This window comes from Candidatus Nanohalococcus occultus (assembly GCF_029207735.1).
GTDB lineage: Archaea > Nanohalarchaeota > Nanosalinia > Nanosalinales > Nanosalinaceae > Nanohalococcus > Nanohalococcus occultus.
Map to the genome: position 1 here is coordinate 433,854 of NZ_CP104395.1, position 14,388 is coordinate 448,241.

Sequence of the window (14,388 nt, forward strand, 5' to 3'; positions counted from 1 at the left end):
CCGGATACCGCCACTTAGTACCACTCTGGTTCAGATATCTTGATATCGCCGTAGACCTTTACCTGACAAGACAAGCGGAAAGGCCCTTCTAGAACTTCATCGCCCTTGAACCGCCGCAAAGTGTTTTTCTCACTTTCCTCCATCTCCGAGAGGTTATCCATTCCTTCCTCAACCTTTACACGACAGGTTGTACAGTTACAGAAGCCTCCACAGGCATGCATCCATTCGACGCCGCCGTGAAGCATAGCCTGGAGGATAGTCTGTCCGTCCTCGGCTTCGACTTCGGTATCGCGGTCGATGATCTCTATCTTGTGTGCCACTTAGACCACCATCGCACCGATCGATAGGGCGAGAGTTCCTAGTACTACCGCCCAGCCTATCAGTGAGAACGTGTTGACGTAATCGATCCAGTCCTCATTGAAGTGGCCTGCGATGGTCTCAAGCATGACTCCTCCGTCCAGAGGTTTGAACGGAAGCATGTTGAACAGTCCGATCAGCAGGTTCAACAGTGAGACGGTGTAAAGCAGCGAGATCATCCACTGGATGAATCCTTTATTGGCCTCGTATTCGTCTTTTACGACCGTGTTTTGACCGTATCTTACTCCGAGATGTCCTCCTTCCGAGTCCGGAGATTCTCCGGCGTTAAACGTGAAATTGCCCTCCGAAGACCAGATGGTCACCGACTCGTTGACTTCAATTCCTTGGGCTGCCGCACCCACATCATCCAAGTTCTCGATGTCCTGGCCCTGGATCTGAATGAACGTGCCGTTGTTCATGCCAGCCGCGGCTGCCGAGTGACCGTCTTCGGCTATGTAAACTACATCGGATGGAGCTGTTGTCGCACCCATGAAACCTATGTATGCGAGTATGAACAGTCCTGCTGTCAGGTAGTTCGCGAAGCTTCCGGCGCCAAGTACTTGTAGGCGTTGTTTCCAGTTGCCTTGCTCCCACATTCCCTTGGTATCGTCCTGGTTGGCTTTATCGCCGGGAAGCATGTTCTCTCCTTTAGGCTCTACGAAAGCACCGGGGATGAATCCCATGATAACCCAGCCAACGGAGTTAAGCTCGAAGTCGTTCGCTCGTGCGACAATTCCATGGCTCATCTCGTGTACAACCATCAAGACTGCGATACTAACCAGCCAGTACTCGATAGGTATGAAAGAGACTCCTGACTGGATAGTGGCCTCGCTCTGTAGACCTGGAAGCAAAAGCGAAGGCCCGTTTTCCACAGAACTGGTCTTTACCATATCAAAGATAGTGTAGCCGAACAGTACGGTTCCAACTATCATGGATAGGATGCCTGTTCCGACTCCTGCCCATCCGTAGGCACGCCAGAACCGTTTTGACTTCTGAGCGATGCTATCGATCAGGTCTATCCCGCGCTCTGTGCGTCTGTAAAATAGGATGTGTTGTCTCTCGATTTTCTTCCTGTCAAGGTACAGGAACAGTGTTAGCGCACCGAGGAAAACCAGTGCGAATATTTCTCTTGGCGTAAGTTCCAGGCCTGGAATCATGTAACCGAATCAGGGTTGGAGGCTTAAAAACAGGATGCTATCTTATCTGAGAATTATAAGACTGTAGAGGGATTATGCGATTATATGAGTCAAACACTTCTCTGGACACGAAAACATCAAAATGTTTTCTTAGCACAAAACCGCGGTGATCTTCTATGAGCGATCAACCGCTGTTTTGGAGTGACCAGCTGGCATTCGGAGTCACAAGAAAATTCGAAGATCAAGAAGAGTACGTAGTTGCCTCAGGTATCTCTCCGTCGGGAATAGTACACGCAGGTAACTTTCGTGAAATAATTACTACTGACTTCGTAGCCAAGTCCTTGAAGGAACGCGGAGAGAAAGTCCGTTTCATATACTCGTGGGACGATTACGACCGTTTCCGGAAAGTCCCTTCCAACGTACCAGACGAGTGGGAACAGTACCTCGGGCTTCCACTATCGGATGTGCCTGACCCGGAAGGTTGCCACGATAGCTATGCCGGACACTTCGAAGCACAGCTAGAAGAGGAACTCGAAGACCTTCACATCGAAGCGGAGTTCATCCGACAGAACCAGATGTTCAAAGCCTCGAAGTACGCCGAGCTGATCAAGAAAGCGATGAACAGCCGGGAAACGATCCGGGAGATACTTGACAAGTACAGGAAAGAACCGCTTGAAGACGGATGGTGGCCTCTCAGAGTCTACTGTACAGAATGCGGTAAAGACTACACCGAGATCGAAGATTACGACGGCGAGTACAGAATAGAGTACTACTGTAAGGAATGTGAGGAAGATCAGACCGTTGATTTCAAGGAAAACGATTCGGTTAAACCGTCCTGGAGAATTGACTGGCCGATGCGCTGGCATTATGAAGGCGTAGACTTCGAGCCGGCAGGCAAAGAACACTCTGCGGCAGGAGGCTCACGCGATACCGCCAACGAGATAGTTCGCGAAGTTTATGGGGACGAACCGCCGGTCCATCAGATGTATGAGTTCGTAACCAAGGACGGGGCGAAGATCTCTTCCAGCAGCGGAGAGGACGTATTCACGATCTCCGAGCTGAAGAAAATCTACACTCCGGGAATGATCAGATTCCTTTTCTCGAATACCAAGCCGAACAAGGCCTTCGAGATACCTTTCGAATCTGAAGAGGTATTCCAGCGGTACGATAAGTTCGATACAATCGAGGAAACCTATTACAACCCGGATAACCTGGAAAACGAGAAAAAGAGAGAACACTGGAAACGGGTCTACGAGATGGCGATGGTGGAGGTACCTGAAACCCAGCCTGTAAGAGTTCCTTTCCAGCACGCATCCTTTATCGCACAGACCGTTCCGGAAGATGAATGGGAAGGTAAGGCAATTGAGTCCTTGAAACGAACAGGTCACGTACCGGAAGATATCGATGAAGAGGGCATCGAGCAGGTTCTCACCCGACTCGAGAAGGCAAAGACATGGGCCAGAGACTATGCGCCTGATGAGTACGTCTATAAGATAAACAAGGAGCTGCCAGCCGAGATCATCGAGGATCTAACCGAGGATGAAAAGGAAGCTGTAACTCTCTTGGCCGAAAAACTCGAGGAAGCCGAGTTCGATCAAGATGAGCTTGACGGTGAGATCTTCAACGTCCGTGATGAATCCGCATTGGATACCGGAGAGTTTTTCACAGCCTGTTACAAGGTACTGATCGGACGGGATCAAGGCCCAAGGCTTTCCCGACTGATTCTATCGATCGGACAGGATCAGTCCCGAAAAATCCTAGAGCAGGCAAACTAGGAGTTCAGGGGTCTTAACCTCTGTAAAAGGTTTTGAAATGGAAAAGAAAAACGATTACTCGGCCGCTAGAAAACAGACGGAGAAAGGATTCCGCTGGGTAGCAGCGCAGTTCTGTGTTCTTCTAGGATTAGTTTTTGCTTTCCAGGTGTTTTCAGGTTTCGATCCCGGATTCAACGCCTCCAGCTCTCCTTGGTGGAGGTTTTTCACCTCTTTTTTCGGCCACAGCGGCCCAGAGCATCTTTTGAACAACGTGTTTTTCCTAGCGCTCTTCGGTTCTATCTACGAGCGTTTAAGCAGCGGGAAAACCTTCCTAGTAACTTTTCTGGTATCAGCGATCTTTGCGAACCTAACGGCTTTCATATTCTTCCCGGAAACCAGTATTATCGGTGCTTCCGGAGGCGCCTTCGGCATACTGACTGCTCTGGCGGTATACGAGCCTCGTAGAATCGGTCTGGCTCTGGGAGTGCCGATGCCGATGTGGGCTACGCTGGCAGTTTATACTTTGATCCAGTTTGCCGGTCTCACTGCTACAGGTGGCTCGACAGCTTTCGAAGCACACATTTTCGGGATGCTGGCAGGCGCACCGATCGGATACATGCTTAGATCCAGTGGAAAGGAAGAGTTGGAACAACAAGAGCTTGAAGAGGACTCTTGGCAGGAGCGGATAAGTAAATGGGAAGAAAAATGGATGCTATAAGTTTTTAGAAGATAACTGAGGCTATGTAGCCGGCTGAGAGGAACGTTGCGGTCGCGCTCCCAATAGATACTATCACGAAGGTCAAAAGCACTCGGCCTGCTTGGTTTTCCCATAGTTCGCTGTATTCTGTTGCCTTAGATAGCTCTTCGAGTTCTCCTACGGTGGGAGGGTAAAACTTGGCTTCAGCGTAGGCTGCTACCATTCCTGCGCCTAACGCAGGGTCCAAAGAGGTCAGTGGCGCGGCTATAAATGCTATTAGCCAAGTTAGTGGATGGCTTCTTGCTATTATTGCTCCTAGTGCGGCAAGCGTTCCATTAAGACCTATCCAGACACCGGTTGCTTTCGCACCGGCGCCCATACCGATCTTCCAGAAGCTGTAACCTAGTCCGGCGAGAATGAAGGCAGGTATGGCATAGGTGGCAATTTTGAACCACGGGAAGTTTTCGGGATCGGTGTAAGTGGTTCGAACCTCTGCTTTCAGCTCATCCATCAGGCCCTCTACGTGTGCGGCTCCGACAACTACAACAGCTTTGTTAAAGTCTTTTTCAAGTATCTTGTTTGCCATGTAGCTGTTTCTCTCGTAAAGGAAGGTTTCTGCGAGGGAGGGATACTCTTCGCCGAGTTCTTCTACCAGCTTGTTGATTATATCGTCTTGAAGCAGGTCTTGACCTTCAATGCTTTCCGATCCGATCACCAGGGATGCGGCGAGCTTTAATTTTTCCTTTACAGTTAGCTTGTCTCTTGCTCGCTGGAAAGTAGTGTTTATATCTTGGTCTATAAGCTCTAAGTCTATGTCTCTGTCTTCTGCTAGCTCTGCTGCTTTCAGCATCTCTTTTCCGGGCATTGAGTTCCCTGCTTTCCGCTGGAAGATCGATAGAATCAGTCGGAAGAGTAATAGAAATCCTTTCCCGTTTTTTACAGCGTCGGCTACATCGAGGTCTTTCCAGCCTGAATCGCCTTTCAGTGCGTTGTATCTGTCTTGGTCTAGTTCGACGCCGACGAAGTCTGGCTGTACTTCTGCTATTGCTTTCTCTACTTCTTGTATGCTTCCTTCCGCTACGTGGGATGTGCCTACTATCTCGATCTCACGGTTTTCTAATGCTACTTTCTTCCGCACGTCAAGTATCTATGTTCGAGATTTAATAACCGGTCTGTCTAGTTTGACTCGTATACCGGTCTGACGTAGGTTTCTCTCCACGGAAACAGTGTAGACTGGCTGACATACTCCGATAGCTGTTTTAGCTCCGATGAATCTATCATACTGGTTTCCCCCCACCAGTGTTTTCCCGCCGGCGATATATAAGAAAGACTCCGATAGTTCACAACCGGATCAACATATATGATATAGAAAAATAATTTGGAGAGGGACCGGGTTCTCACCGGTCTATTTTACAGCCCTAGCCTTTCTCTGAACAGGAATGCTGCGCCTCCAAGAACGATCAGAACTCCGAGTCCCGCATACTGTAGAGGGATTCCGGAGGACGATGAGCTTGAAGCTGAAACATCGACCTGGAGCGTTGTGTCTTCGACGAAGACCTCTGTTCCGTGGGTTCCACGGAGTTCGAAGTCAAGCAGGTAGTCTTTCGCGGTCGCTCCGCTTTCGGCATCAACCTGGAAGACGGCTGTGCCGGTCTGTCCGGGTTCAAGCGTTCCGATGTACTCGCTTGAAGAATCAAAGCTGAACGGTAGATCGCTGTTGTCCAGAAGTCTGATCCGTGTTGAGCTTGATTCTACGGAACCGGTGTTTTCTATCTCGGCAGTTATCGTACCTGAACCGGCTACCGTCAGATCCGAACTCATACTTACCACTTCGTACTGTGGCTTGCCCTCGAGGTAGGTGCTGAAACTCACCTCTTTTTCGATCGTACCGGCATCATCACCTGTCGAGTAACTGACTGCGCCAGGGACCTCTATCTCGCCGCTGGTTGCGTTCTCACTGATATCGAAGTTGAACGTCGCAGACTTTGTCTCTCCCGCAGGAAGATTTCCAAGAGACTGTCTGGAGGAGAAACTGCTTCGTTCCTCGAATACGTCCGGGAAATCAAGGTTGAGTACAACGTTTTCCGCTGTCTTCTCTCCCTGATTTACTAACTCCACGGTCATCTGATTGTCCTCGGTATCAGGCATAAGTGTTGCCGGAGAGGTCTGTAGATTTGCGAGACTTAGATCGACGTCACTGCTCTGAACGTTTACAGGGACGTTCCGTGTAATCGATACATCTGACTGGGTCTGAATCTCGGCCTGAAGGTTGCTCTCTCCGTCAGGAGCGTTGTCAGCAACCAGTACATTGGTTGTGATGTAGTACTCCTCGCCCGGGGTCACCGTTCCGAGATCGTAGGTACGTTGCTCGTCAGGTTCAAGCTCGAAAGGAAAACTGTCCTGAACTGTTACCTGAACGTCTTGAGCTTCAACGCTTCCGCGGTGAACTACTTTGAAGGTTATCTGTGCGTCTTCACCTGATTGAACAGGCACTGGATCGGTGTTAAGAAGAACCGTGTCCAGATTTACAGTAGCTCTGCTACTGGTTTGTTGTGTTTGGGCCATTGCTGGACTTGCCAGCAGTATGGCTGTGATTCCTAATAAGAATAGTTGTTTGTTGTTCATTGTTGATTGTCACCTTTAATATTAATTTCTGGGATCTTCAGCCCGCGGCCGTTATCTCCCGTAAAGTACCGATCGTAAAGCACCAGGGAGGACGGTATAACGGTGAAAGCTGAGACGTAAGCAAGAGTAGTTGTAAGTGTTAGTAGCACGCCGAGATCTGAGAGGAATGTAACTCTTCCAACGCTGAGAGACATAAACCCTATGTTTGCCGCGATCAATCCGATCGTCATAGGTGTTATAACGCCCTGTATGGTCTCTGAGACCGATTTCTTTATATCCAGGTTTTCTCTTTCCTCTATGTAACGTGATATTGGCTGTATTCCGAAGTCTATGGCAACTCCTATGCCCATGGTCAGCGCTCCGGATGTAGCCGGACTCATGTTAAGCCCTAGCCATCCGAAAAGCCCGAAACCTGCTACAACTCCGAATATCAGAGTCAGCAAAGAGTTGAGGCCGTAGAAAATCGAGCGGAACAGAATAATTACGGTCAGAGTTACACCTAAAAGTGCTACAATACCGGTTAAACTCATTGTCTGCTGTGTCTGAGCCTGGAAGGCTTCGTCAATGTATGGAGAGCCAGTATAACTCATTTCAAGTCCGGCAGGTCGTTCCTTTGTCTCGACAGCCTGTCTGATTACCTGTGCCATCTCCATCTGTTCATCGGTGTTCAATCCAACGGTCGAGACCTGTATCTGAGCGTACTGATAGTCTGTGGATATCTGACCGCTCCAACGGCTTTCCCCAAGCGTTTCCAGTGTGTCTTCCACTCCTCTCTGGCTGGATGGTATGTCTGCGAAAAGACTTGAGGGACTTGAGACTGTTGATACCTTATCCATCGACCGCAAGTCGTTTGAAACCGTCTCCATGTACCTCAATGCCTTAGGATCTCTCAAATCCCGTACCTCGGTGGAGTTAGGGTGGCTTGGATCTGCTTCAACAAGTATGGTATAAGAGGTACCTCCTGCGGTTCCGGAAAACTCTGCGTTTATGACTTCGAATGCGGCGATGGAAGGCATTGAATCCGGTAGAAGATCTTCCTGACCTTGCTGTTCGGTCTGCACTCTTGAGGCTCCGGCAGCTATAATGCCTGTGATTATCATGGCGACTAAAAGCACGGTTCCTGGTCTGTTTGACAGTGTTTCTGCGTATTTCCTGATTCCGTTCTCTAGTTTGCCGTTCATTTGTTTTCTCCTCGTTTTAGCTCCCATCTTTCGTATTTTACGATAAGCGCCGGTGTCAGAACAAGTGCGGCGATCAGCGTCAGCCCTTCTCCCAGTGCCAGTGTTATCCCTAGGTCTCGCATGAAGGAGATTGAAGCCAACAGTAAGGCCAGGAAACCAACCAGGTCGGTAGTTGAAGATCCTAGAACCGCCTTCCCTGTGTTAGGCACAGCCTTCATTATGCCGTCTTCTATGCCGTTTTTCTCTGTCTCCTCGACTATTCGTTCTGCGATGAATGAGCCGTACTCAACTCCGAGGCCAAGAAGCATTGAGCCGAGTGCGATCGTCGCAATGGTCAAAGGTATGTTCAAAAGACCCATTGCGCCAAGAGTCCAGATCAGACCCATGAAAAGCGGTGCGAAAGTCGCTGGACCGTACGCAAAGCCTCTTGTAAGAATCAAAAGTCCGAGTATAAGTGCTGAGGCAATTGCGATTATGGTTACGGTGTCGTTTATCAGTACGTCGGAAAGAGAGTTACGCATTACCGGAGTGCCGGTTGGCTGGATCTCTACGCCCGGATACCGGGGTGATTCATCAATATTCTGGTTAATTATCTGTGTAGCTTCTCTGATGTTCTCCTCGTTCATATCTCCACGGAGCTGTACGAACATAGTTGTCGCAGTGTAATCTCTGTTGGCAAAACCGGCATCTGTCCTCGAGAGAGTAGCTTTAACCTCTTCTTTGGATTCCGGATTGTCTTCGAACAGTGAAGCCATCGAGTTAACTGAGGAAATCTCGGGTTCGCTCTGAAGCTCTGAGGTCAGAAAGTTCAACGTACGTATCATACGTGGATCACGTACATCAGTCACGTAGGATTCTTCCTTGGCGTTATCCGTCGTCTGGAAAAGCACTATTATAGAATCTGAGTTCCCGAAGTTTGCTTGAATAGTATCCTGTGTCTGTATAGGATCTATAGAATCAGGAAGGCTTGACTGGAAGTCTGTCTGGAGCTGGATGCTGGGTATTCCTGTCGCAAGCACAGCCGTCAGCAAAACACAGCCTATGATTAGTTCATCTGTATAATCTAGCTGAGATCTTGCGAGAATATCCAGTGGTGACTTCATACATCTACTGTTCGGTGACCCAATACTTATAAGCTGAACGAACGTTCAGTCAGTTATGGGTCTTGACTCTAAGGACGATATAATGGAAGCGACGTACAAGGCGCTTTCAAAACACGGCTATGCTGATCTCTCGATACAGAAGATAGCCGATGAGTCCGAGAAAGGAAAGTCGCTGATATACTATCATTATGATGACAAACAGGACCTGATCCTGGCGTTCCTCGATAGCATGAAAAACCACCTTGAGGCACGGTACTCTGAACTTTCCGATCTGCCGGCCGAAGAAGCTCTCGACCAGTTACTTGACATGGTACTGGGTATTGAAAATGAGGAGGACTGGGAGTTCAGGACGGCTCTGCTTGAAATCCGCGCACAGCTGCCTTACAATCCTGATCTAGCAGATAAATTCCGGGAGATAGATGAACTATCCATGGAGTTGGTCTCCGATATAACGCGTAGACTTGGAGCTAACGACCCAGAAAAGAAAGCTCAGATACTTGTATCTTTAATAGAGGGAGCGGTAAACAGGAAAATTGCGCTTCAGGATAGAAAAGGTCTAAAACAGCTTAAAAGTACTATAAAAGAAGTAGCTGAATTAGAGATTTCGGAACGTAAAAAAGGGAAAGAAAGCTTGGCTGGAAACGAGGAGCTTTAAAACTCCTCGACTTCCAGTTTGCCGGAAAGAGTCCGGTTTGGATACGGAATATCGATTCCTTCTTCGTCGAAACGCTCTTTTACGTTCTGAACGAAGGTAGAACGAGTCTTCACGAAATCGCTTCTAGCAGGATCTTTGATCCAGATACGGGACTGAAGCCCTACGCTTGAATCACCTAGCTCCGTTAAACGAACGGAAGGCCCGGGTTCTTCAAGGATCTGATCGTGCTTGCGAGCCTCCTCCATGATGATAGAGGTAGCTTCCTCGATGTCGTCCTCGTATCCGATACCGAAGACGAACTTGAGACGAAGCGTATCGTGTGCGACAGGGTTTTTCACCGCGTTGTTCGCCAGCTCGCTGTTAGAAACTGTGATAAGCTCGTTGTCAAACGTTTTGATCCGGGTAACTCTCAAGTCGATCTCATCGACCGTTCCCGATCCGTTCGACCACTCGATCCAGTCTCCTTTCTTGAAAGGCTTGTCTTTCAGGATGAAGAGTCCGGATACGAAGTTAGAGATCAGCTCCTGTGATGCGAAACCGATAGCCAGTGCCAATGCTCCTCCCAGCGTTGCGAATGCTGTAAGGAAACTTGGGAAACCGGCAACGGTTAAAGCAATAGCGAAGGCCGCGAATACTACAAGTATGTGTGCGACGCTGTCAGCTACATCGTGAATAGTCTCGTCCAGTCCTCGTTTTTTCACCCAGCCACTTACCAGGTTCATAACGAGGAAGTTCCCTACCAGGTAAACCGCTACGAGCGTTGTAAGAAACGCCATGACGTCGACAAGGAAAGGTCCATACATCGACATCGCAGCCTCTGGTGACGAAGGAATCGCCGGAACTGTACTATTAGTTGCCATAACGTGTTTTTAGACTAACGGAGTTATTAAGTTAGAACCGGTAGACTTTTCCCTCCTAGCCTAGCCCTATACCATCTTCAAGCTCTTCTAAATCCTTCTCAATTCCTTCCCTTTCGAAGTAAAGAGTTTCTAAAATACCCAGAGCCGAGAACAGAACCGCTATGAAAACAAGAACCTGTGGTTTATCCACGTAAAGATGGTTAACCAGCAGTAAGAAACTTCCAACCGTTCCGATTATTCCAAGACTAGCTACTAACTTGTTTCTTTGATTCTCCGCTTCCTTTAACGCAATGTAGTTGACAGCAGAGAACACAACGATGAAGGTCACCGAAGCAAACGTTGTTATCTCCTCAAGACTTCCCAAAAAACTGAATAAGACCGTGAGACTGCCTATTATCAACAGGCTGTATGATGGAACGCCTTTCTTGTTCCTGAAGGAAAAAACATTCGGTAGTTCGTTGTCAGAAGCCATTTTATGGCTGAAACGCGCAGTACCGAATAAAGTTGCGTTTATAGCAGAAGCTGTAGAGAAAAGAGCAGCCAAGTATATTAACGCGGCCATAACGGAGCTAGCGAAACTGCTCGCAAATACTTTTGACGCTACAAACGCGAGTATAGTTTCCTTATGTGTTATTATTTGAGTTGGCGTTGCTAAGCTAGTGGTCAACGCTGCTATAAGAACATATAGCGCTGTTGAGAGTATTATGGAGATTAAGATCGCTTTCTTCAGTGTTTCCAGTCCGTTTTCCATGTCTCTGTACTCGTAGGTGAGTAGTTGGAAGCCTTCAAAAGATACAAATATCGCTCCTATGGCCATTATGGGCGGTAAAACACCGTGGTTGAAGACACCTTGTTCGAATAAAGTGAGGCCGGATCTGGTCAGAATAGCCCATATGCCGGCGGCTCCGAAGACTGAAAGTATCAAAACTTTGATATATACAAGTAAATCTTCTGAAGTACCTGTTTCATCGGCGCCAAGCATGTTAACTCCGATGAAAACCGCTATTATGCTCGAGGAAAGTAGCTTTCGGACTGTAGACTCTGCTGTAAAACCAAAAAGCCCTGCGGCAAACGAGCCGAAAGCATAGGCATACATAGCCATTGTGCCAATGTAGCCGACTAGTAGAACCCATCCTACAACTCCTGCGATATTCTTATTCGAAAGATAATGTTCCAGGAATGTAAACGAACCTCCTTCTTCATGAGTGGCGGCTGTCATCCGATAGTAGGAATGTCCGGACAGTAAAGCCACTGTGCCTGCGAGTAAGTAGGTTAGAAAAGCTGCGTTACCTGAGAGTCTGGCGGCTACTCCTAAAACGGCGAATATGCCTCCGCCTACGATTCCTCCGACTCCCATTGCCACAGCTTGAGTCAGGCTTAAATCGCCCATAAAAGATAGAAGAATGCTGGAGGAATAAAAAACCAGATTACCTGATCGGCTAAACTACGTTCCAGTCTGTTTGAATAGCCAACTAACTATACGACACGCTATAATAGTTTATAATTGGTTTAGAAACCAAGCCCAGTATATGCTGGGTGAAATAGCGGACAGAATAGATATGAAAGTTTCAGGTCTGTTTATACTGGCGCTTGGAGTACTTGCCGTGTTCTCTCCTCTGGCCGCAGGTATTTCCTTATCACTTCTCTTCGGAGCTATACTCTTTGCCGGTTCAATAGTGCATATAGCACAGGTTCTAGGCAACGGAGAGCTGAAAACATCTATAGTACAGTTATCTTTAGGTTTTCTCTACGCATTAGCAGGAATTTCTTTCATTGTAAATCCTACGTTCGGTCTTACAACGCTGACAATAGTTCTTTTCGCACAGCTTGCTTTAACCGGCGCTTTACAGATAGCCTGGGGTCTGAGATCTGAAGAAGGGAAAACAGAGTTGATTCTGAGCGGTTTCCTATCGCTGGTTCTTGCCTCGCTGATCTATGCGGGATGGCCTTCTACGGCCACATGGGTCCTGGGACTGTTCTTCGGACTAAACCTGATAGCAACCGGCACAGCAATGATTCTGAAAGCTGATTAGACTTCCATGTTTCGACAGTTCTAGATTTCGTCTAGACTGTCTTCGATATCCCTGGTGTTCATGTCCTCTAAGTTCCCTATATCGAACTTCGAGAGATCTATGTCCGATACTTTGTCAAGTATCTGCTGGAGTCCGGCTTCATCTTCTCCAGATGCCATACCTCCGATCAATTCGGTTGGGAAGGTCACAATCGTCGAGTTCTCTGCGGCCACGCTGTCCAGTGTCTGTAAGGTTCTCATACGGTAGCCTTTCTCTCCGATGATCTCGGAGGCTTGACGTAGCTTTACAGCGGCCTCCAGTTCTCCCTGGGCGTTTGTACGCCGAGCTCTTCGGTCACGTTCAGCTTCGGCTTCCGCTGCCATAGCCCGCTCCATTTTCTCCGGAAGGTTGATGTTCTGGATCTCGACATCCAAGACGTTTACACCGAAGGAATCGGTTTTCTCGTCCAATTTTTTCTGGATTTCATCTCCGATCTCATCACGTCTCTGTAGCAGATCATCTAACTGCTTTTTACCAACCAAGTCCCTGAGTATACTTGTTGCGTAGTTCAAAGTCTGCTTGCTGTAATCTCCGACGTTGACAATAGCGTCCTTGACGTCTTCAGTAGTGTCTTTAACCTCGAAGAAAACCACTCCGTCAACTTCCACGGGTACGTTGTCTCTAGTGATCGCCTCCTGTTTCATCACGTCCACAGAGTCTTCGTATACCGGCACAGTGACCGGTTTCTCGATGAACGGTATCTTGAAATGTAGACCTGATTTTCTACTACGGTTGTAGCTTCCGAACCTCAGCACGATGGATCTCTCCCATTCATCGTTCATGAAAAACGGGAAAGGCCCTGAAATAGAACTCATAAACTGAACTTCTCACTCCAAGGTCTTATTTTCTTCGGCTTCCTGTGTTCTAACCTGGGTTTTTCCAGCCAGATGTGAGAAAAATTATTAACCTATGTACGGTTGTAGAGTATTTTATGGGAAAACATGAGCGCGGATGGGTCGAAGCAACTGAACGAATAACAGCGAAACTAGTCAACGGCAACAATGTAACCGAAGACCTCGAGGAAGAGGGCAGAAGAGAACTTGCTGAGTCTCTTGCTCAGAGGATCTCTCAGGATTTCTCAGAGTCTTTGGAGTTAGAGCATGCCGGGAACTCGTATGACTCTCTAGGAGATTTCATAGCAAAAGATGACGGAAAAACCTATATAGAGGCTAAGTTTGTCAGAAAGACAGGTACATTGGCTAATCCGGGTCAGGATGTTCTGACGGAGTTCGATCTGGTTGAAAATGCGGAAAGCTGGAGCGGTTTCCGTGAGAAAATAGGTTTCCCTGAGAAGGTCGAAAAGGAGCTGAAAAAGTACCCGGACTACCCGGAAGATATGCCTGAATGGAAGTACAAGACAGCCCGGTACAAGCGCGCAAAACACCTTAAAGACGTCATAAATGCTTCTAGAGGTCCGACAGCTAAGAAAGCAAGAGAGGTACTGGAGGATGAAAGCTCTTCGGACAATCAGAAGCTCGCAGCAGAGATAATACAGGAAATAGTTCAGAAGGACAGAGAAGAGAAACTAAAATACCTAGAGCATCTTGCTTCCAAAGAACAGAACTCTGAGAACGTCAAAAAGTTTGTATTCCTGTTGCTCTGTGGCTATCACACACAGGGAAAGATCGAACAGCAGTTTTCCCGGGACGTGGAGGATATAACACAGTTTTTACAGGATAAATCCTATGAAATTTATAGCGTGGATAAAAACAGCGCAGATGTTTCTGTTAAAACACCTTCCGAAGTTCTAGAGGACTTGATTTCCGCTGATATCGGTCTAGAGTTCGATAAGGAAAATACCAAGGTGGAGATTACAGCAAATTCCGCGGAACGGTCAGACACTGTTTTGGAGATGGCTTACAACTGGAAGAACAAGTTCCAAGGCATACAGAACCCCTCCATCAACGTTTTCGAGGGACGCTATCTCAAAAACAAAGACTGGTAGGTT

At 47.9% G+C, this 14,388-nt stretch carries 14 protein-coding genes; 5 read left to right on the forward strand and 9 right to left on the reverse strand.

Going from position 1 to position 14,388, the window contains the following annotated elements:
- Positions 1–14: 14 nt before the first annotated feature.
- Positions 15–320: a 2Fe-2S iron-sulfur cluster-binding protein gene (locus SVXnc_RS02370; protein ID WP_347722362.1), complete on the reverse strand. Its 306-nt coding sequence runs from the start codon at positions 318–320 to the stop codon at positions 15–17.
- Positions 321–1,514, reverse strand: a complete 1,194-nt coding sequence (locus SVXnc_RS02375) for a site-2 protease family protein (RefSeq protein ID WP_347722363.1) — start codon at positions 1,512–1,514, stop codon at positions 321–323.
- Positions 1,515–1,669: 155 nt separating this feature from the next.
- Between SVXnc_RS02375 and lysS the strand changes: the two genes are divergently transcribed.
- A complete protein-coding gene (lysS, locus tag SVXnc_RS02380; RefSeq protein WP_347722364.1) occupies positions 1,670–3,268 on the forward strand; it encodes a lysine--tRNA ligase in 1,599 nt (532 codons plus the stop codon).
- Positions 3,269–3,305: 37 nt separating this feature from the next.
- Positions 3,306–3,965, forward strand: coding sequence for a rhomboid family intramembrane serine protease (locus SVXnc_RS02385; RefSeq protein ID WP_347722365.1), 660 nt, complete (start codon positions 3,306–3,308; stop codon positions 3,963–3,965).
- A gap of 4 nt (positions 3,966–3,969) precedes the next feature.
- On the opposite strand, the gene SVXnc_RS02390 is transcribed toward SVXnc_RS02385, so the two are convergent.
- The 4 genes from SVXnc_RS02390 to SVXnc_RS02405 form a co-directional block, all read right to left on the reverse strand.
- Positions 3,970–5,082 carry a TraB/GumN family protein gene (locus SVXnc_RS02390; protein ID WP_347722366.1) on the reverse strand — a complete coding sequence of 371 codons (1,113 nt, stop codon included), beginning with the start codon at positions 5,080–5,082 and terminating at the stop codon, positions 3,970–3,972.
- Positions 5,083–5,354: 272 nt separating this feature from the next.
- Positions 5,355–6,569: a COG1361 S-layer family protein gene (locus SVXnc_RS02395; RefSeq protein WP_347722367.1), complete on the reverse strand. Its 1,215-nt coding sequence runs from the start codon at positions 6,567–6,569 to the stop codon at positions 5,355–5,357.
- Positions 6,566–7,750 (reverse strand): MMPL family transporter, encoded by a 1,185-nt coding sequence (locus SVXnc_RS02400; RefSeq protein WP_347722368.1) that lies wholly within the window; start codon positions 7,748–7,750, stop codon positions 6,566–6,568. Before SVXnc_RS02400 ends, SVXnc_RS02395 begins: the two co-directional genes overlap by 4 nt.
- Complete coding sequence (locus SVXnc_RS02405; protein ID WP_347722369.1) at positions 7,747–8,853, reverse strand: MMPL family transporter; 1,107 nt, start codon at positions 8,851–8,853, stop codon at positions 7,747–7,749. The genes SVXnc_RS02400 and SVXnc_RS02405 overlap by 4 nt, the downstream gene beginning before the upstream one ends.
- 55 nt (positions 8,854–8,908) lie before the next feature.
- Between SVXnc_RS02405 and SVXnc_RS02410 the strand changes: the two genes are divergently transcribed.
- Positions 8,909–9,508, forward strand: coding sequence for a TetR/AcrR family transcriptional regulator (locus SVXnc_RS02410; protein ID WP_347722370.1), 600 nt, complete (start codon positions 8,909–8,911; stop codon positions 9,506–9,508).
- On the opposite strand, the gene SVXnc_RS02415 is transcribed toward SVXnc_RS02410, so the two are convergent.
- Complete coding sequence (locus SVXnc_RS02415) at positions 9,505–10,317, reverse strand: mechanosensitive ion channel family protein (RefSeq protein WP_430827679.1); 813 nt, start codon at positions 10,315–10,317, stop codon at positions 9,505–9,507. The genes SVXnc_RS02410 and SVXnc_RS02415 overlap by 4 nt on opposite strands.
- A 106-nt stretch (positions 10,318–10,423) precedes the next feature.
- Positions 10,424–11,758, reverse strand: coding sequence for an APC family permease (locus SVXnc_RS02420; RefSeq protein ID WP_347722372.1), 1,335 nt, complete (start codon positions 11,756–11,758; stop codon positions 10,424–10,426).
- A 139-nt stretch (positions 11,759–11,897) separates the two neighbouring features.
- Between SVXnc_RS02420 and SVXnc_RS02425 the strand changes: the two genes are divergently transcribed.
- Positions 11,898–12,401, forward strand: coding sequence for an HdeD family acid-resistance protein (locus SVXnc_RS02425; protein ID WP_347722373.1), 504 nt, complete (start codon positions 11,898–11,900; stop codon positions 12,399–12,401).
- A gap of 20 nt (positions 12,402–12,421) precedes the next feature.
- Here the strand turns inward: SVXnc_RS02425 and SVXnc_RS02430 are convergent, their stop codons facing one another.
- Entirely contained in the window at positions 12,422–13,255 is an 834-nt protein-coding gene (locus SVXnc_RS02430) for an SPFH domain-containing protein (protein ID WP_347722374.1), read from the reverse strand.
- 116 nt (positions 13,256–13,371) lie between these two features.
- Here SVXnc_RS02430 and SVXnc_RS02435 point away from each other — a divergent pair, with 116 nt between their 5' ends.
- The gene (locus SVXnc_RS02435; protein ID WP_347722375.1) at positions 13,372–14,385 is read left to right on the forward strand and encodes a hypothetical protein; all 1,014 of its coding nucleotides are present in this window, start codon (positions 13,372–13,374) and stop codon (positions 14,383–14,385) included.
- Positions 14,386–14,388 lie beyond the last annotated feature (3 nt).